Genomic DNA, 18,717 nt, shown 5'->3' with positions numbered 1-18,717 from the left:
CTCGTAACGCTGTTCGACCGCCCTACACCCTGCTACAGGGTCGGTTGGGCCGCGTAGGCGGCTCGCAACTCCGCCGCCACCCGGCTGGACGCCGGCCGTCGCGGTGGACGCTCCCGAGGCCGGACCGGTGGCTCAGGGGCCTCGGGCTCCGCGACCTCTGGCGCCCCCGCTTCCACCGGCTCGGGAGGCGCCGGAGGCACATCGAGCGGCCCATCCGCATCCGAGCCGCCCACAGCACTCAGCTCGTCGAGCCTTGCCTCAATCGACGGCGACGGCACTTGGCCCTCCCGCAGACTCGGATTTCGGCCGACGGTCCTGCCGATGAGAGCCAACCGTGCGTCGGCCGGGCTGATGGAGGCGTCCGCCAGCAGTTCGGCACAGGCGGCAGCCACGTCGGAGATCGTCGGACGTTCCTCGGCCTTGAAGGCGAGCATCTTCCGCAGGAGTGGGAGCAGACGGGCGGGGACCCCAGTGAGATCCGGTTGGATCTCGGGGTTCGTGATCTGCCAGATGATGGCCTGCCACGATGGCCCGTCGTACGGGTAGTGTTCGGCCGCCGCGTACAGAAGAACTGTGCCCAGCGCGTAGACGTCGGCCGCCGCGGTAACCCGCGGGTTCCCGCCGGCCTGCTCGGGCGGCATGCACCGCACCGAGCCGATGATCATCCCGCTGGTCGACAGGGAGTCGTGCGACGACGAGGCATCGACGAATGCCGCCAGACCGAAATCGATGATCACCGGGCCATCTGCGCCTAGTATCACATTCTGCGGCTTCAGGTCCCGGTGCAGGAGGCCGGCACCGTGCACCGCCTCCAGGCCCTCCGCGACGAGCGCGCCAAGGCTCGCCACCAGAGCCACGGGCAGCACCTCGTGCTCGCGCACGTACTCCTGCAGGGTGTAACCGGGGACGTACTCCATCGCCAGCCAGGGCCGGTCCGCGTAGGGGTCTGCTTCCAGGAATCGGGCGATGCGATTCGTGCCGATCACCGTCCGGGCGACGGCGGCCTCTCGTTCGAACCGGGCGCGGGTGACCGGATCCAGCCGATCACTTCGGATGACCTTCACCGCCACAGGCGAACCCGCTGGCGAGTAAGCGAGGAACACCTCACCCATACCGCCATTGCCGAGCTTACGACTGACGGCGTATCGGCCGATGCGAGACGGGAGCTCACTCATTCGACATTCTGCGCTTTTCCGCCCACCGTGCACCCAGATCCACTCTGGCCAGTGTGCCGAAACGGCGCACCGACCGCGAGTCACGACGCGCTCCGTGGCCAATCAGTGACGTCGCTGTAGCTGAAAAGCCGACGTTCACACCTCTTCAGTCCCTTGACGTCGTCATAGCCCGTCGCTGCGCCTGCTGATCGATCGAAAGTGCGTGAGGTCCCCAAGCGCAACGTAGTTCGGCACGAGCGCTCCTCCCCAAATGGAAACCTGATGAGCAGCTACACGCGCCAGCAGCTGACCACCGTGATGCGGTTCCCACTCGTGAGACCTCCGCCAACGAGTTGGAACCGGGAGGGGCAGCAGCAGGCGGCCCGCCCCGCGGTGACAGGCGGAGGCCAGCTACCCCGTGGTGGCGGTGCGATGGCTTAAGCATGTCCTCGCCATGGTAGAGACCACCTCAACCACCATCGCTCAGCACGCTGAGCGATACGGGGCTGACTGCCGGTGGCGTCGTTGGATAGGGTCGGCGCCAGAGATCGCGGTCCATCGGTCCCGGGGAGACTTTGGCATGGAGTCGGTGGCGTCGGCCTTCGGTCGGGCGGTGACAGCGCATCGAGAAGCGGTATCGCATGCGGAAGCCGCCCGTGCGCGGTTGCGCGCTGGTGCCGGCGGGGACGGCGTGTCGGCGCAGGCCAGTGAAGATGCTCGGCGTTTCGCTGCCGGTATGCAGCGAATGGCCGAGGGACTGACGCCGGGCTGGCTCGGTTGCCGGCTGGACCCTGCCGCCGCGAATCTTCCCACGGGTGTCGACGCGGCTGTAGGTCGTCCGCTTGCGGTGCGGCTGGGTAGGGCGTCACCGGTGGCCGGCAGCGTCTCCAATGTGGTGGTGCCGTTTGTGGGTGCAGGTCATCTGGCGGTCGACAGCGACGCCCGCGATCCGTCCGTAGCGCGCTGGCTGCGCGGCATGCTGCTTCGAGTGCTGGCGGCGTTGCCGGACGGCGCACTTCGGGTTGCGGCCGTGGACGGGGCGACTCTCGGGGCGGTGTTCGGTCCGTTCCGCGCAATGGTCGAGGCGGAGGCGTGGCGGCGACCCGCGATCGACCTTCCGGGTTTCCACCGGGTGCTCGCGGAGGCGGAGGAGCGGATCGAGCGCGTCCAGGGCGGTGAGACGGACCCGTCGGTGCTGCTGCTGGGTGTCGCGGCACTGCCGCAGGGTGCCGGGCGTACGGAGTGGTCGCGGTTGGCGGCAATCGCGCACGCCGGTCCTGCCGCAGGGGTGTTCTTGCTGGTGGTCGGCTATCCGCCGCCGCAACACCCGGGGCTGGAGGCGGCGCCTCGATTAGAACGGACGACACATCTGACGGCGGTCGGTGGAGGGCTGTTCCGGGTCTCTGACCCGCCGGGTCCTTACCGGTTCAGTGATGACGGCACAGGCTTGGCGGTGCCGATGCGGCTGGACGGTGGCCCGCCGGACGATCTGGTCGAGGCCGTCTGTCGCAGGTTGGCGAAAGCCGCGCGGGTGCAGGCTTCGACGGACTTCGCGGCGCTGATGCCGGCGGAGATTTGGCAGGAGTCGTCGGGCGGTGGGCTGCGGACCGTGGTGGGTCGGGAGGGCCGCGCGGAGTGCGAGCTGGCGCTGGATGACGCGACGCCGCACTGGTTGGTGGGCGGTCGTACTGGGTCGGGCAAGACCGTCTTCCTACTGGATGTGCTCTACGGCCTGGCCTCCCGCTACTCCCCGGACGAGTTGGGCCTGTATCTGCTGGATTTCAAGGAGGGGGTGTCGTTCGCGGAGTTCACGCCGACGGCGGTGGACCCGTCGTGGATCCCGCACGCCCGCACGGTGGGCATCGAGTCCGACCGGGAGTACGGGCTGGCGGTGTTGCGCACATTGTCGCGGGAGATGACCCGGCGGGCGACGGAGCTGAAGCGGGCCGGGGTAACGAAGCTGGCCGACCTTCGTGCCGGGCGGCCGGATGTGGCGATGCCGCGGCTGGTGGCGGTGATCGACGAGTTCCATGTGCTGTTCGAAGGCAACGACGCGGTGGCCCGGCAGGCGGTGGCGCTGCTGGAGGAGCTGGCGCGTAAGGGCCGCTCGTACGGCATTCACCTGGTTTTGGCCTCGCAGACGATCTCTGGGGTGGAGGCGTTGTTCGCCAAGACTGAGTCGATCTTCGGGCAGTTCCCGTTGCGGGTCGCGCTCGCCGGTGGCGGCGGGATCCTCGACCAGCTCAACGACGGCGCCGACAACCTTCCGATCGGGGCGGCCGTCGTCAACGCGGCGGCAGGTACTCCGGGAGCGAACCGGGTGATGCGTTTCCCTAACGCCGATGCCGCGTCGGTGACCGCGCAGCGACACCTGCTGTGGAACGCCCGCCCGTCGGGCGACGCGCCACCCGCGGTGTTCGCCGGCTACGCCGAGCAGCACCCCGACGCCGATTTCACGTTCGCCCGCCTGTCTCCGAACGTACGGCGACGGCGGGCCCTGGTCGGCCGCGCCGTCGACGTCGGCCTACCGACCGCAGGGTTCACCCTCGACGCCACTCCAGGTAGCCATCTGGCCGTACTCGGCACCTCCCCAGTCGGAGCCGACGTCCTATACGCAGCCGCGGTCAGTCTGGCCCGCCAGCACGCCCCCGGCACTGCCCGCTTTCTCATCGCGCCGCTTGTCGCCGCTGCCGACGAGGCGGCCGACGCCGCCGTCGAGGCGATCACCGCAGCCGGCCACCACTGCGAAACCATCACCTCGACCCAGTACCGGACGCATCTGGTCGACCTCGCCCAGCAGTCCGAGCCTGGCGGCGGGCAGGCGACGTACCTGGTGGTGTTCGGCGCCGACGCCGCGAGCAACCTCCTCGCGGCCAGCGACCCGATCACCTACCGCTCCGGACACGAGGACCTGCGGGCCGTGTTGGCCAACGGTCCCGGCCACGGCGTGCACCTGCTCGGCTGGTGGCGCACCCTGAGCCGCTTCAACGACGACCTCGGCCCCACCGGCGGCGGCGAGGTCGCCTGCCTCGTCGCGCTCAACCTGCCCAGCAACGACATCGGCTCCCTGCTCGGCGACTACGCCTCCGAGTGGCAGTCCCGACCCAACCGGGCCCTGCTGATCGACCGCAACGATAACCGCCGCACCCTCATCGTCCCCTACGTCCACCCCGGCACCCTCGACCAGATCGACGACCTCACATGACCGACCCCGTCACCCCGATGCCCCGTGACGTCGGCTGGGCAACCTACACCGACCACGCCCGCCGCCTCGCCGCCCTGCTTCAGGACGAACGCTCGCGAGCCGAGCAGCAGGCCGCGGCGAGCCGCAGCGGTCAGGCAGCCCTCGACCAGATCACCCACCGGCTCGCCGCCCAACGACAACACCTCCACCAGCTCGCCGCCACGCTGCGCCTGCCCGAGCCGCACGTCGGCGGCATCGCCCCCAGCCCGGTCCCTGACCCGGCCGAAGCCCTGCGCCGGGCCGCCGCAGCCGCCGATGCGGCCGACACGGCCGCTGAGCACGCCCACCGGCAGGCCGCGCAACCACCACTGCTGCCCGGACTTACGCCGCTGGCCCGCAACGCCCTCGTCTACACCGCCGCAGCGACTCTCGGCACCCTCGCCTCGCTGCTGATGTTCGCCGTCAGCCCTGACGCCGACCTCGGTCGCGTTCCCTGGCAACTCGTGCCCTGGTCGCTGTGTGGGCTGCCCGCGCTGGCGTTCTTCGCCGGCTATCTCACGATCAGCCTCGTCGGTCAGCCGCGCATCGGCGAAGGGGGCACCCGGTCCGCCCGCGCAGGCGGAGTGATCTGTTTTGTCGGCATGCCGATCTTGTGGTTCATCTTCATCGCCGCGACGCGAGGCTGAACCCGCAGACACACCCGCCACCGGTGGCGGGGCGTTGGACACCACGACCCAGGGGAGGAACATCCAGTGGCCACCATCGGAGACATCAAGGCGGGCCTGGCCCACGGCAAGTCCGAGGCCGACAAGGCACTCGCCCAGCTCGCCGGCGTCAACGCCCAAGTCGACCGGGCCATCGCCGTGCTCCAGGCCCTCGCCGCCGGCACCCAGCAGCCCGCCGTCATGGGTGCCATCGGCAAACTCAGCGCCGCCAAGCAGAAGTTCGGCGAGGGTGCCGGCCTCATCCAGGCCGCCGTCGCCCAGACCGAGAAGTACAACGCCGTCCTCTGACACTGCTCCTCGGAAGGTCCCCCGATGCCCACCGTCATCGTTCCCGTCGGCCTCAACCTCGGCCCCTCCTACCGGTACGTCACCCCGCCCGATCCGACCCCGGAGTACTGGGAGGTCCGCCTCGGCAACGACTCCGAGGAGCTGACCGACGAAGAGTTCCAGGTGTGGGGACGAGCTTTCCTCGACCCAGAGCGGCACGCTCGCTTGGAGGTCAACCGCGAGACACTTCAGCGGGACGTGATCGCGGCCGACAACGGACCTGCCGACCCGGGGCCGGTCATCGAGCGACTCCTTGACCGGGGGCTACTGATCGAGTTCGACCCGGATAGTGAGCTGAAGAAGCCGTTCCGGCGGATCAAGCTCCACCCGCTCGCGGAAGGCATGGGCAACACCCCTGAGGAGCCAGACCGACGCCTCATCGGGCATAACGGGCAGGCGCACGTGAAGGTCAACTACACCGTCTATGGCATGTGGGCCTACTCCTCGAGCGTCGGCTCGCTATGGGATGCGTGCGCTGACTTCGAGACAGGGGCGAAGGAGCAGCGCGGGGCTGGCGAGGACGTGGAGGCAGCTACCGCCGCCGAGGTGGCAAGCGAGCTCGCCAAGACTCTTCCGATGCTGGTCGCGTCTGGCTGCGCATTCCTCGACCTGGTGCGGTAGCTGTCGATGGCCTGGACGAGAGGGCGCGGCCAGCGGGGACGAACCAGGGACCTGGGCAGACCCGGGGCGCGGCAAAAGGCTGCTGGCGCGCTGACGGCAACGGTCGGCGCCCTCCGTGACACCGCCATCGAGTCCGCTCGAGAAGGCATCACCAAGGTCAGCGAGAAGGTCGGGAAGGTGGCAGGGGCTGGGATCGCTGTGGCGGCCACCGCGGCAGTCGATGCCGCTGGCCACCAGCCCTCACCCTTGGTGGCGGTGGGTGCTGCGTACGCCGGCATGAAGGTCGGTGGCCTGGTCGGACGGGCCATGAACGCCGGACTGGATCGGATCACCGCCGGGCGAGGTGGCGGTCCGATCGGGTCGGTGATGGCCGAGTTGAGCATGGTGCTGCAGACGCTCGATCAGGTGGGACGCGGCATCGCTGAGGTCGTCGACTCGGTGAACAAGGCTCAAGCCCACTTCCAGAAGGTCAGCCGGGGCGGGGGCAACAACCTGCTGAACAGCGCGGTGCGTGCGTGCCGGCAGGCTCCTGTCCGCCTCGAAGAGGGCGTGGACGAGGTGAAGCAGGCTCAGGACCTCGTCGGTAAGCACTTGGTGGCGGTGGCGACGGCCGGTGGCTGAGCGCCGGCCATCACCGCACTCCACCACGTCATGGAGGGTCAGTCAGCCGCCGAGTCGCGCTGTGCCGGTTCGTCGGCTTGCGGGAGCCGTTGAGGGCCGGGTTGGCGAGGACCGGTGTCGCTCTGCTCGACGGGATTCGGCTCGGCCTTCCGCTTGCCCTCGATCGGTTGCCGTGGCGGCATGTCGATGCCGATTGCTCGGACGTAGGGTACCACCGGTTCGCACAATGGTGCGGTCGGTGGGGCGGGCGGGACTCGAACCCGCGACCGAGGGATTATGAGTCCCCTGCTCTAACCGGCTGAGCTACCGCCCCGGTACCGGGCGGATCTTATCCCGCCCGGTCGATCACCGGCCAACGCACCTGCCGACCTGCCTTGCCGTCCGACGGACCGCCGGGTCGGACGCTGCTTCGCGTCGCCTTCGTGCCAGCAGCACGATGAGCAAAGCGAGGATAACAGCGAGCAGCCAACCGATCACGACCGCACCCCACAGTACGGCGGTGTCCTGTTCGGCGGTGGGGCTGACGAACATGCCGACGGTGAGCAGCAGGGTGAACCCGCCCACCACGAGTGTGGCGAGGCCGCTCAGCACCATCAGGAGGATTTCCCAGCCGGCCCGTTGTGGCCGGGCCAGCTGCGCACGGGCTTCGTGGCGGGCACGTGGTTGTGGGACGTCCTCCGGATCCCGGGGCGGCATGGTGATCTGCCGATCGGTCGGCACTGCGCTGTCGATGACGCTCATCGCTGCCGGATGCGTGTCGAAGAGGGTGGGCTCGATGTGCAGCACGGTCGCGTCGTGGCCGATGAGCTGCCGGGCACCGTCGGGCCAGGCGAGCATCTCGGCACAGTCGGCGTACCTGTCGTGGATCTCGGCGCGTTCCCGCTGTGCGCGGAGGAACTCACCGTTGGTGTCGAGGTTGCCGTGGTCGAGGGCCTGTTCCAGGTGCGCTTCGACGACGAGGACGGCGTTGGGCGCGCCGGCAGGCGCGGCGGCGGCGCACTCCCGGGCGAAGGCGTACGTCTTGTCCCAGGTGCCCCTCCACTTCGGGCAGTACTGCTGCAGCAGGCATCGCTGCGCCGGTAGGTGGTGGGGATGCCCGGCGGCCAGACGGTCGTAGCGGCGGCGTGCCTCGGCCTGACCGAGTTCCAGGCCGAGGGCGCTGATGATCCGCTGGGTCCAGGCTGCCGCGTCTTCGGGGTGGCGGGCGGTGGCCTCGATGAGGGCCTGCTCGGCTTGACGCAGATGGTCGAAGAACTGGGCGAAGTGTTCCCGGCTGACGTCCTGCGCCCGTTTTGCCGTCCGGATCCGCCAACCGGCACGGATCAGGTGTGCGCCCAGCATGGTGGCGGCCAGCGCATCGTCGGGTTGTCCAGCGTGCGTGTTCCGGAGGAACGTCTCGACGCCGTCCGCGTCGGCGACCTCGTTGACGAGGACTGTTCTGCCGTGCGCGTCCTGGGCGTCGGCGAGGTCGTGCAGCGTCGGCCAGTCGCCGGACGTCAGTGCGGCACGGACGGCCGCGTTGGCGATCATCTCGTGGCGGTCGCCGTCGATGAGCAGGATCGACGCGCCCCAGCGTAGACCGGTTGGTCCGGTGCCGTCGTCGGAGCGAGGCGGTACGTTGCGGCAGCGGAAACAGCGGACGCCCACCGGGTCGGGCCGATGAGCGTCATGGCGAGAAGGTGGCTCCCCCGTTTGGACTCGAACCAAAAACCTGCCGGTTAACAGCCGGCTGCTCTGCCAATTGAGCTACGGGGGACTGCGATCACGCTCGGAGCGGATCTCGCCGCACCGCGCGTCGGGCACAAGAGTACAGGACGTCGGGGGGTGTTGGTCGAGGGGGTTCATCGGCCACCCTTGAGCGGAACGGCGGCTGTTCACCAGACAAATCGTCATCCGGGCACAAGGAGGTATGAGCAGAGAGCAGGATGGGTAGTTGACTGCCGACGACAGGACGCAGGCGCGAATCGATCAGTCCCGCCACCGGGCATCCGGAAGCGGGACGACGGCGCGTCAGGTACGAAAGGAGCCGCCATGCGCGGAAAGATCATGTTCCTTGGCGGGCTGGCTGCAGGGTTCGTCCTGGGCGCCCGTGCCGGCCGGGAGAAGTACGAGGAGCTGGTGGTCCGGGGCCGGAAGGTGCTCGACCACCCGACCGTCCAGGAGGCGGCCGGGGTGGCACAGGCCCAGGCGAACCGGCTCTACCACGAGGGCAAGGACAAGCTCGGCAACTCCAAGCTGGGCGAGAAGCTGCACTCCAACGGTAGGGAGGGGCTGACCCCGGCCGACGACACGTTCGCCGGCACGCCGGCAACCGCTGGCACCAAGTCGGGGTCCGGCTCGACGAGCTCCGGCTCGACGTCCGCCACCCCCCGCACCAAGCCGTCCGGCACCGGAGCCAACGGCAGCACGATCTGAGCACCCCCGAACGGGCCCGGCACCCACCTGGGTGGCCGGGCCTGTTCGTACGCCGGTTCCGGACCGCTCTCGCCACCGGACTGAACCGGCTGACGGCCCGCAGAGCTGGTCGACTGCCGACCCCGGCCTGCGTCCGGTCGACCGGACCCACCGGCACGATCTGCCGTGCGCGACCAGGGACGATGGGCGGCGACCCTAAAGGTGCCGCCGGGGGATCCCGGTCCGGCAACCCGCCCCTCGACTCCATTCAGGGCAGGCAACGTGGGTCGACGAGCAGGGCAGGTGGCAGGCGACAGCCCTACGGCCTCGGACGGACCTAGCGAGCTCCACTCTGGCGTGCCACCTGCCGCGTCGTCGACAGGTCAATCCGTCTCCGGATCGTCGTCACCTTTCGCCCGGAGTTTGCGGTCGTCGCGGAGATCGACGTAGGGCTCCCGATCGGTTGGTCGGAGCCCCCCGCTGATCGCCCGGGCCCGGGCCAACTCGGCGTCGAGTTCGGCACCGAACAGGATCGCGATGTTGCTCAACCAGAGCCAGACCAGAAAGATGATGACCCCGGCGAGCGCCCCGTAGGTCTTGTTGTACGAACCGAAGTTACCGACGTAGAAGGCGAACAGGCCGGAGACCAGCAGCCAGATCAGCACCGCCAGTACTCCGCCCGGACTGACCCAGCGGAACCCGCCCTGACGCGCGTTCGGCGAGGCCCAGTAGAGGATGGCGAACATCAGGCTGACCAGGACCAGCAGCACCGGCCACTTGGCGACGTCCCACACCGCCACCGCCGTGCTGCCCACCCCCAGCGCCGCACCGACCTCCTCGGCGAAACGCCCGGTGAAGACCACGATCACCGCACTGGCCAGCAGCATCACCCCGATCACCGCGGTCACCCCCACCCGGATCGGCAGGGTCTTCCAGATCGGCCGCCCTTCCGGCACGTCGTAGATCGAGTTGGCGGCACGCATGAAGGCGGCGACGTAGCCCGAGGCCGACCAGAAGGCGGCGAGCAGACCGATGATCGCGGCGATCCCGGCCAGTCCGCCGTTCTGCTGGGCCTGTTCGATCGCGGCGTCGAGGATCTGGCGGATGTTCTGCTCGGGCACGGACTCCGCGACCGTGTCGCGTACCGTCCGGGTGGCTGCCGGTCCCAGCAGGCCCAGCAGCGAGACAAGCACCAGCAGACCGGGAAAGATGGACAGTACGCCGTAGTAGGTGAGTGCCGCGGCCCAGTCGGTCAGGCTGTCGTCGCCGAACTCGCGTACCGTCCGGCGCATCGCCGCCAGCCACTCGTGACGCGAGAGCCGGCCCGGGTGTGCCGGCGTATCGCGGTCGGCACCCGGTCGGTCCGGCTGCCCCTCACGGCCCGCGTCCGGCTCGTCCCGGTGCACCTCGGGGACGGCGTCAGGCCCCGGGCCGCGTCGATCTGGACGGGAAGACTCCTCGGAGGCCATCGCCTCTCCCCTCAGCTCCGCTCACGATGATCGTGGTGGAGACATGCCCAGCCACCGGCGTGAAGTAACCCGATGGACCTGACCCCGTGCGTCAGCCAGGGCCGCCGACCGGGCCGGGTCGCCCTGCTCCGCCCCGACATGCCACGACCCAGATCGATCGCCCGACGCCAACCGCGACGACACACACGGAGCGTAGTTGCTTGAGTGTGTTTTCTCCGTAGCCGACATGGCACCATTACGCCCTAACGGTGCATAACCGGCAGCGCCTGATGCGCTCCCCCTGCCGCCCCGCACCGCCCCTATCGGCGCATCCGAGCCGATCGCGAACACTATTCTTAATAGTTGCCACAACGCGTCACTCAAAAATTGTGAAGTCACTGAGCGAAGCGACGCTCGACAATGCCCCCAACGCGGAGTCGATTCGCGTATCGTCCCCCCTCGTGTCGGCTATCCGATTCACCGAAGATTCCGGACCTGAGCGTCGCGGCGGACCCGGCCAAGTGGCAGCGGTGGCACCTCCCACCACCCGGACCGATCCGGGCGAACTCGCCAGCCGGTTCGAGGACGAGAAGCCGGGTCGGGTGCTGGCCGGCCCCGTCGCCCACGCCCTGACCGCCGCCACCCTGGCGATCGGCCTGCTCGCACTCTGGCAGGTGTTCCGGCCCCTGGCGCAGGGCAGCAAGTACTATCTGATCTTCTTCCTGGCCGGCATACTGCCGTTGGTCTTTCTCGCCTACCCGGCCGACCTGCGCCTTCCGCGCCGGCTAAGGGCACTCCTGGGCAAGGGAGCGGCGGCAGCCGACGCACCCGCACCCGACAGATCCGGCCCCAGCCACATCGACTGGCTGCTGGCCGCCGTGGCACTGGCCGGCTGCCTGTACCCGGTGCTGCCGATCACCCTCGCGGGCGGTGGCGGCGGCTACGACGCCTTCCTCGATCGGCAGGGACTACTGGTCGGGATCGACGTGGCCATGGGTACCGTCCTGCTGCTCCTCCTGCTGGAAGGATGCCGGCGCACCACCGGCTGGATCCTGCCCGCCGTCTGTCTGGTGTTCCTCGGCTACGGCTACTACGGCGGGCTGCTGCCACAAACCTGGGCGGTGGCGCACGCAGGGCTGGACTTCGGGCAACTGGTCGACGCCTTCTACAACTCCGACAGCGGCTTCTACGGCACCCCGTTGGACGTGGCCGCCACCTACATCGTGCTGTTCACCATCTACGGGGCGGTGCTCGACCTCTCCGGCGCCGGCCGGTTCTTCGTGAACCTGTCCGCTGCGGCGTTCCGGCGCTCGCGTACCGCCGCCGGCCGCACCGCGGTGGCCTCCGGATTCCTGCTCGGCACCGTCTCCGGCTCCGGCGCGGCCACCACCGTCAGCATCGGCGCCGTCACCTGGCCGATCCTGCGCCGCGCCGGGTACCCGGCGGAACGGGCCGGCGGGATGCTCGCCGCCGCCGGCGTCGGCGCCATTCTGTCCCCACCGACACTCGGTGCGGCCGCCTTCATCATCGCCGAATACCTCGGCGTGTCCTACCTACAGGTGCTCGGCTGGGCGCTGGTGCCGACCATCCTCTACTACCTCGGCATCGTGCTCTCCGTGGAGATCGACGCACGACGCTCCGGAGTACGTCCGGCGGCCCTCGAGGCCGGGTCCGTCTGGCGGCTGCTGGCCCGTTCCGGTTACCACTTCGCCTCCCTGTTCGCCATCGTCGGGCTGCTCGCCGTCGGGCTGTCGGCGACCCGTGCCGTGGTGCTGGCGACCCTGCTCGCGGTCGCCCTGTCCTTCCTGGACCGGACGCACCGGCTCACCCCGGCCAGACTTGTCGCCGCCCTCTCCAACGGCGTACGCGGCGTCCTGGCGGTCACCGTCGTCTGCGCGGCGGCCGGCATCATCACCGCCACCACCACCAAGACCGGTCTCGGTCCGCAGGCCGCGGCGCTGCTTGTCGGTGCCGCAGGCGCGGTCAGCACCGAACCCGCCGTGGTGCTCGCCCTCACCGCGCTGCTCGCCGCCGTCGCGCTCAGCCTGCTCGGCCTGGCGGTCCCGGTCACCGCGTCGTTCGTGATCGGCTGGGTGATCATCGGCCCGGCCCTGCTCGACCTCGGGGTCAGCGCCCCCGCCGCCGCCATGTTCGTCTTCTACTTCGCGGTGCTGTCCGAGGTGTCGCCACCGACCGCGCTCGCCGCCGTCGCCGCCGCCGCGGTGACCGGCGGGCGGCTGGTACCGACCATGTGGCACACCCTGCGGTACGCGCTGCCGGCGTACCTGATCCCACTGGCGTTCGTGATCACCCCGACCGGACTCGGGCTGCTCGGCATCGGCGGCCCCCGGCGCATCCTCGTCGCGACAGTCGTCACGGCCCTCGGCGTCGCGGTGTTGGCCGTCGCAGCCGGCGGCTGGCTGCCCGGCGTCGGTGCGGCTGGCGCGCCGGAACGCGTGATCGGGATGGTCGCCGGGCTGACGCTGCTCTGGCTGCAACCCGTGCCCGTCGCGATCGGTGCCGTGCTTGCCGTCGTCATGACGGTGGGCGTGTTCGTACGACGCGGATCCCCCGGACCTCCCGGCGGGACGCGAGCCGGATACCCGGCGTGACCCAGGAAGGAGAACTGAGTGGCACGGATCAACGTGCGGCTCGCGGCCGGAGCGGGAGTACTCGCCCTCGTCGCGGCGGGCACCGCCGGTTGCGGAGGCCGTCAGGGCAACGCCGCCACGGACGACACGGCGAGCGCGGTCACCTGCGAGGTGGCCGAGAACACCCGGGTGGGCATCGCCACCGGCAACGCCACCGGCGTCTACTACGTGGTCGGCAACGCCCTGGCCGGACAGCTCTCGGACAGCACCGGCGGCCGGCTGACCGGCACGGCGGCTGAGACCGGTGCGTCGGTCCAGAACATCGAACAGCTCGTCGGTGGCCAGTACGACGTGGCCTTCTCGCTGTTCGACACGGCCGTCAACGCGGTGCAGGGCAAGGACAGCTTCAACGCGCCGCAGCCGGTCGAGGCGCTGGCCCGGATCTACGACAACTACACCCAGGTGGTCGTCCGGGCCGATTCGGGAATCAACTCGGTGGCCGACATGCGCGGCAAGCGGATCTCGACCGGTTCCCCCAAGTCCGGCACCGAGGTGATCGCCAACCGGCTGCTCGAGGCCGCCGGTTTGAATCCGGCCACGGACGTCCAGGCGCAACGGCTCGACCTCACCAAGACCGTGGAGGGCGTCAAGGACGGCACCGTCGACGGCTTCTTCTGGTCCGGTGGCCTGCCCACCGGTGGCGTCACCGATCTGTTCACCACGGCCGGCGACAAGGTCAAGTTCATCGACATTGCGCCGTTGTTGCCTAAGATGAGCGAGCTGAACCCCGCCTACCAGGCCGGTACGATCGGCAAGGACGTGTACTCCACAATGGCCGATACACCGACCATAGTGGTTCCCAACGTGCTGCTCGTTCGAAAGGACCTCGACGCCAACGTGGCCTGTGCCATCACTCGAACGGTGTTCGAGAAGAAGGAAGCCCTGGCCCAGGCCAACCCGGCCGCGAAGGGCATCGCTCTGGACACCGCCCGCCAGACCGACCCCGTCGGACTGCACCGGGGCGCCGCCAAGGCCTTGCAGGATCTCGGCGCGAGCTGACCGACGGCGGCCGGGCCGGCACCTGACACCCGGCCCGGCCGCCCCCAACCTCGGGAGACTCCCGTGCCGCTGTCCTCGCTGGCCCGCGTGCGCCGGCACAACCGACCGTCCGGTCACACCGACCGGCTCTGGTCGGTGCGTACCCAACTGCTCGCACCGATCGTCATCGCCACCGCCGGCCTGATCGTGCTGGGGGCCATCCAGACCGGCGACGCCCTCGCCGCCTCCACCGACGCCGAGCGGGCCCGGGTACTGGCCGGCACCGCCACCGCCACCGTGTCGTTCGTGCACGAGTTGGAACGGGAACTCGGCGAGACAGCGGCGCTCCGCCAACGCGGCGGGACCTCCGGCCGCCAACTGGTCGACGCCCAGCGACGCCGGGTCGACGAAGCCGGCGAGCGCTACCAGACCGCCAGCTCCGACGCCCGCAGCACCGCACCGGACCTCGGCCGCGGCCTCGACGGTGTGGTCGAGCACCTCGACCAGCTCGAAGCGGCCCGCAGCACCGCACTCACCTCCGACGCCGCCGACGGTGTCTATGTCGCGCTCGTCGAGTCGCTGCTCGCCGTCGCCGACGCTCTTCCCGCCCAGCTGCGCGACCCTGAGCTGGCCAACCAGGCCCGTGAGGTGGCCACCGTCGCCGCACAGGAACACCTGGCGTCACTGGAACGGGACCTGCTGCGGGCCATCTTCCTCCGGGGCGCTCTGGCCGAGGGTGAACTCGCCCAGTTGGGCCGGTTACGCGGGGCGCAGGACCAGCGGCAAGCCGAGTTCTCCCGGATCGCGGGGGACCGCGCCACCGACGCGTACAACCGCCTGATGGCCGGCAGCGACGTGTCCACCGCGCGCCGGATGCGTGACAGCGCGTTGAACGCCGACACCGAGCCGGCCGCGCTGAGCGGCGACGGCGACGCCTGGTACGTCGCCCAGAGCGGCGCCATCCGCCGGCTCAACCTGCTCGGTCGGAACCTCACCGACGAACTGGATCGACGCGCCGCCGAACTGGCCGCGGACGCACGCCAACGGGCGCTGGTCACCGCAAGCTCGACGGGCACCCTGGCGCTGGTGTCGCTGGCCACCGCCGCGCTACTGGCGGTACGCACCAGCCGTCGGCTCCGCCGGCTCCGAGCGGCGGCGCTGACCATGGCCCACCAGGAGCTGCCCGAGCGGATCACCGCCATCGCGGCCGGGGAGAGCAGTCCGGGCGAAGGCGCTGCGTCCCAGCTGACGGCGGGAATCAGCCGAGGCCGCGACGAGATCGCCCAGGTTGCTGACGCGTTCGACACCGTCAACCGGGCTGCGCTGCGGCTCGCCGGGGCACAGGCCGAGCTGCGGATGGACGTGACCCGGATGGTCGAGGCGCTGGCCCGCCGGATCCGTACCCTGATCACCCGGCAGCTGCGGCTGCTCGACGAGTTCGAGCAGGAGGAGACGGATCCGGACGCGTTGGCCCGCCTCTTCGCCCTCGACCATCTCGCCGCCCGGATGCGGCGTAACGGGGAAAACCTGCTGGTACTGGCCGGCGGTGAACCCGGACGCTCGCAGGACGGACCCCACCTGGTGGCCGACATCGTACGCGGTGCCGCCTCCGAGATCGAGGAGTACGCGAGAGTCGAGATCGACGTGCCCACGGCAGGTGTGCAGGGTTCGGCGGTCGGCAACCTGGTGCACCTGCTTGCCGAGCTGCTGGAGAACGCCACCTCGTACTCTCCGCCACACACGTCGGTGCATGTGGATGGTCGACGCACCGTCGACGGGCTGACCCTACGCGTACATGACCAGGGCATCGGCATCGGTGAGAGCCGGCTGACCGAGATCAACGAGAGGTTGAGCGCCCCGGCCGCGTTGTCCAGCGCGGCAGCTGGCAGCATGGGCCTGCACGTGGTGGCTCACCTGGCGGCCCGACACGGCATCCTGGTACGGCTGCACAGTGCCGGCGCCGGAACGGTGGCGCAGGTGGACGTGCCGGAGACCCTGCTGACCAGAATGGAGCAGTTCGCCGACCGTCCCACCACCGTCGGCCGTCCGACCCAGACGACCGTCGGTGCCTGGTTCCCGGCCCGCGGTGCGAAGACCTCGCCCGTCGAGGTCGGTGCCGGTCCAGAGCGGTACGACGTGCACCAAGCCCCGACGGTGACACTGCCGGTGGTGACCGGCGGTCCGGCTGACTGGCCACCGGCAGGCGGTCCTGGCGGCACCCCCGTACCCGGTGGCGGCGAAGCGAACGACACCGCGGTACACAGTCGAACGTGGCCGGGCGACAGTGCGGTACACAGTGGAGCATGGGCGGGCGGGGCCGCAGTGCACGGCGGTCCGATGAACAGTGGTGGGACAGGCGGAGGTCCGATGGCAAGTGGGGTGGCGGACAGCGGTGCGGCGGGTGGCGGCCCGACCGACTGGCAACCCGGTGGCCAGCGCACCGGGCCCAACGGGGCCGGGCTGCCCCGCCGGGTACGCGGCGGCGGCCTGCAATCCGAACTACACGACGCGCCACCGCCGCAGGCCGCGCCGGACCTGCTCGACCCCGAGGTGGTACGGGCCCGGCTCTCCGCCCTCTCCGCCGGAGTGGCCCAGGCGACGCGACGTAACCAACAGACGAACGGGAGACCCTAGATGACGCCCACCGGCAGCCCCGGCCTCGACTGGCTCCTGGCGAACTTCGCCGAGCAGGTACCGGACGTGTCGCACGCCCTCGCCGTTTCCGGGGACGGGCTTCGGCTGGCGGCCTCGCCGCACCTCTCGACCGACCAGGCGGACCAGCTCGCCGCCGTGATCAGCGGCCTGGCCAGCCTGACCGTCGGCGCCGCCCGCCTGATGTCCGCTGGCCGGGTCCGACAGCAGATCGTGGACATGGACGGCGGCGTACTGCTGGTGATGGCAGTCGGGGACCGAGCCCTGCTCGGCGTGCTGGCCGCCGCCGGATCCGACCTCGGCCAGATCGGATACGAGACGGCGACGCTCGTCCAGCGGGTCGCCGAGGCGCTCGAACCGGCGGCCCGGACCTGGGCCGACCACCCCGGCGGGGTGCCCGCATGAGTCGGGGCCGACGGCTGGTGGCGACGTTGCTGGCGGTCACACTTCTCACCGGCTGCGGCGCCGATCGCACCCCGCAGGCCCCACCATGGCACGACGGGCGCATCTTCCTGGCCACCGGCAACACCACCGGGGTCTACTACCAACTCGGCGGCGGGTACGCCGACGTCATCACCCGTTACCTACCCGGCTACGAGGCTCGGGCGGAACCGACCGGTGCCTCCGTCGAGAACATCACCCGGCTGGCCGACGGCGACATGGAGATCGCTTTCAGTCTCGCCGACACGGCAGCGGACGCCGCAGCCGGCCGGGACGCCTTCGACGGACGCCCGCAACCTGTCCGGGCGCTGGCCCGGGTCTACAGCAACTACACCCATGTGATCGTCCGGGCCGATGGACAGATCACCGAACTCGCCGACCTGCGCGGCAAGCGGGTCTCCACCGGCTCACCGAAATCCGGCACCGACGTCATCGCCGGCCGGCTGCTCACCGCCGCCGGAGTCGACCCGGAACGGGACATCCGCCGAGCCCGTCTGTCACTTCCGGAGACGGTCACCCGGATGCGCAGCGGCACGCTCGACGCGATGTTCTTCTCCGGCGGGCTACCCACACCCGGCATCGCCGATCTGCTCACCAGCGCGCCGAACCGGTTCCGGATGCTGCCGGTCGCCGACCTGATCGAGCCGCTGAACGCGAAACATGGTTCCGTGTACACCACCGCTGAACTCCCCCGCGACGCCTATGACACCGCGTCGGGGACCCCCACCGTGACGGTCGCCAACGTGATCCTGGTGAGCACGGAGATGCCGGACGACCTGGCGTACGACCTGACCCGCCTGCTCTTCACCTACCAGGCCGACCTGGCGGTGGCGCACCCCGAGGCGCGCAACTTCGACCGGGAATCCGCCGCCACCACCGACCCCATTCCCCTGCACCCCGGCGCGGCCCGCTACTACCAGGGCGGCTGACCTCCGCCTGCCCGCGCACGGTGGGTTAGAGGTTGGTGGGGGTGGTGGCGGTGCGGGCGGCGGCCACCAGGCGGTCGGTTTCGGCGAGGACGTCCGGGTCGTCGGCGGGAGTGCCGGGATCGAAGTGGACCATCCACGTCAGACCGTCCCTGCCGGGCACCCGTCGACCGACGACCCGGCCGGATCCGCCGGGCAGGGCATGATGCTCGGTGTACGCGACGGAGCGGGTGACCCGGGTACGTACCTGGTGCGGCAGGTCGCCCGGAGCGAGCAGGAGGTACCGTTCGGCCGGCAGCTCGACGACCACCAGATAGTCGGCCCGTTCGGCGACCCGCTCGCCCGCGGTCACCATCAGCTCCCTGCCCGACCAGACAGCCTTGACCACGTCGTGCCAGCCAATCCGCCGCGCCCGACCGGGCAGCCAAAGCCCGAGGTTGGTCGCGACCACCACCCCGCCGCCCTCGGCACCGTGACGGGTTGCCGGAGCCGGCCCGCCGTCACCGGCAGCGGCCCAGGCCAGCACCCGTTCGTCGCGCTCCAACGGCGGCCGGTCGGCCGGTGGCAGCTTCGGCCGGCGGCGGAACAGTGGCAT

General features: G+C 70.2%; 15 protein-coding genes and 2 tRNA genes. 11 read left to right on the top strand and 6 right to left on the bottom strand.

The genetic code is table 11. The features are described from left to right. Positions 1 to 32: 32 nt before the first annotated feature. A complete protein-coding gene (locus tag HCA58_RS11580) occupies positions 33 to 1,175 on the bottom strand; it encodes a serine/threonine-protein kinase (RefSeq protein WP_169597787.1) in 1,143 nt (380 codons plus the stop codon). Between the two features lie 559 nt (positions 1,176 to 1,734). Here HCA58_RS11580 and HCA58_RS11575 point away from each other — a divergent pair. From HCA58_RS11575 to HCA58_RS11555, 5 genes are all read left to right on the top strand, one after another. After that, positions 1,735 to 4,359: an FtsK/SpoIIIE domain-containing protein gene (locus tag HCA58_RS11575; RefSeq protein WP_169597786.1), complete on the top strand. Its 2,625-nt coding sequence runs from the start codon at positions 1,735 to 1,737 to the stop codon at positions 4,357 to 4,359. Then, positions 4,356 to 5,024: a hypothetical protein gene (locus HCA58_RS11570; RefSeq protein WP_169597785.1), complete on the top strand. Its 669-nt coding sequence runs from the start codon at positions 4,356 to 4,358 to the stop codon at positions 5,022 to 5,024. Before HCA58_RS11575 ends, HCA58_RS11570 begins: the two co-directional genes overlap by 4 nt. A gap of 66 nt (positions 5,025 to 5,090) precedes the next feature. Next, positions 5,091 to 5,351 (top strand): hypothetical protein, encoded by a 261-nt coding sequence (locus HCA58_RS11565; protein WP_169597784.1) that lies wholly within the window; start codon positions 5,091 to 5,093, stop codon positions 5,349 to 5,351. Positions 5,352 to 5,375: 24 nt separating this feature from the next. Further along, a complete protein-coding gene (locus HCA58_RS11560; protein WP_169597783.1) occupies positions 5,376 to 6,011 on the top strand; it encodes a hypothetical protein in 636 nt (211 codons plus the stop codon). A 192-nt stretch (positions 6,012 to 6,203) separates the two neighbouring features. After that, positions 6,204 to 6,632, top strand: a complete 429-nt coding sequence (locus HCA58_RS11555) for a hypothetical protein (protein WP_151454342.1) — start codon at positions 6,204 to 6,206, stop codon at positions 6,630 to 6,632. Between the two features lie 239 nt (positions 6,633 to 6,871). On the opposite strand, the gene HCA58_RS11550 is transcribed toward HCA58_RS11555, so the two are convergent. The 3 genes from HCA58_RS11550 to HCA58_RS11540 all read right to left on the bottom strand — a co-directional run bounded on the left by HCA58_RS11550 (position 6,872) and on the right by HCA58_RS11540 (position 8,388). After that, positions 6,872 to 6,945, bottom strand: a tRNA-Ile gene (locus HCA58_RS11550). Between the two features lie 32 nt (positions 6,946 to 6,977). Then, positions 6,978 to 8,279 carry a hypothetical protein gene (locus HCA58_RS11545; RefSeq protein ID WP_169597782.1) on the bottom strand — a complete coding sequence of 434 codons (1,302 nt, stop codon included), beginning with the start codon at positions 8,277 to 8,279 and terminating at the stop codon, positions 6,978 to 6,980. 33 nt (positions 8,280 to 8,312) lie between these two features. Then, positions 8,313 to 8,388, bottom strand: a tRNA-Asn gene (locus HCA58_RS11540). Positions 8,389 to 8,663: 275 nt separating this feature from the next. Here HCA58_RS11540 and HCA58_RS11535 point away from each other — a divergent pair. Further along, entirely contained in the window at positions 8,664 to 9,047 is a 384-nt protein-coding gene (locus HCA58_RS11535; protein ID WP_169597781.1) for a hypothetical protein, read from the top strand. A 362-nt stretch (positions 9,048 to 9,409) separates the two neighbouring features. Here the strand turns inward: HCA58_RS11535 and HCA58_RS11530 are convergent, their stop codons facing one another. Next, positions 9,410 to 10,495, bottom strand: coding sequence for a YihY/virulence factor BrkB family protein (locus HCA58_RS11530; protein ID WP_169597780.1), 1,086 nt, complete (start codon positions 10,493 to 10,495; stop codon positions 9,410 to 9,412). Positions 10,496 to 11,004: 509 nt separating this feature from the next. Between HCA58_RS11530 and HCA58_RS11525 the strand changes: the two genes are divergently transcribed. The 5 genes from HCA58_RS11525 to HCA58_RS11505 all read left to right on the top strand — a co-directional run bounded on the left by HCA58_RS11525 (position 11,005) and on the right by HCA58_RS11505 (position 18,125). Further along, positions 11,005 to 13,086, top strand: a complete 2,082-nt coding sequence (locus tag HCA58_RS11525) for a TRAP transporter fused permease subunit (protein WP_169597779.1) — start codon at positions 11,005 to 11,007, stop codon at positions 13,084 to 13,086. Between the two features lie 18 nt (positions 13,087 to 13,104). Next, on the top strand, positions 13,105 to 14,124 hold the full coding sequence (locus HCA58_RS11520) for a TAXI family TRAP transporter solute-binding subunit (RefSeq protein ID WP_169597778.1): 1,020 nt from the start codon (positions 13,105 to 13,107) through the stop codon (positions 14,122 to 14,124). A 63-nt stretch (positions 14,125 to 14,187) separates the two neighbouring features. Beyond that, positions 14,188 to 16,737 carry a nitrate- and nitrite sensing domain-containing protein gene (locus tag HCA58_RS11515; protein ID WP_346775963.1) on the top strand — a complete coding sequence of 850 codons (2,550 nt, stop codon included), beginning with the start codon at positions 14,188 to 14,190 and terminating at the stop codon, positions 16,735 to 16,737. Continuing rightward, complete coding sequence (locus tag HCA58_RS11510) at positions 16,738 to 17,160, top strand: roadblock/LC7 domain-containing protein (protein WP_169597777.1); 423 nt, start codon at positions 16,738 to 16,740, stop codon at positions 17,158 to 17,160. It abuts the gene before it with no gap. Continuing rightward, positions 17,157 to 18,125 carry a TAXI family TRAP transporter solute-binding subunit gene (locus HCA58_RS11505; protein WP_169597776.1) on the top strand — a complete coding sequence of 323 codons (969 nt, stop codon included), beginning with the start codon at positions 17,157 to 17,159 and terminating at the stop codon, positions 18,123 to 18,125. Before HCA58_RS11510 ends, HCA58_RS11505 begins: the two co-directional genes overlap by 4 nt. Positions 18,126 to 18,150: 25 nt before the next feature. On the opposite strand, the gene HCA58_RS11500 is transcribed toward HCA58_RS11505, so the two are convergent. Then, positions 18,151 to 18,717, bottom strand: coding sequence for a hypothetical protein (locus tag HCA58_RS11500; protein ID WP_169597775.1), 567 nt, complete (start codon positions 18,715 to 18,717; stop codon positions 18,151 to 18,153).

Source organism: Micromonospora sp. HNM0581 (genome assembly GCF_012726175.1).
Lineage (GTDB): Bacteria > Actinomycetota > Actinomycetes > Mycobacteriales > Micromonosporaceae > Micromonospora.
The sequence above is the reverse complement of the archived record's forward strand: the minus strand, read 5'-3'. Positions and strand labels throughout refer to the sequence as shown.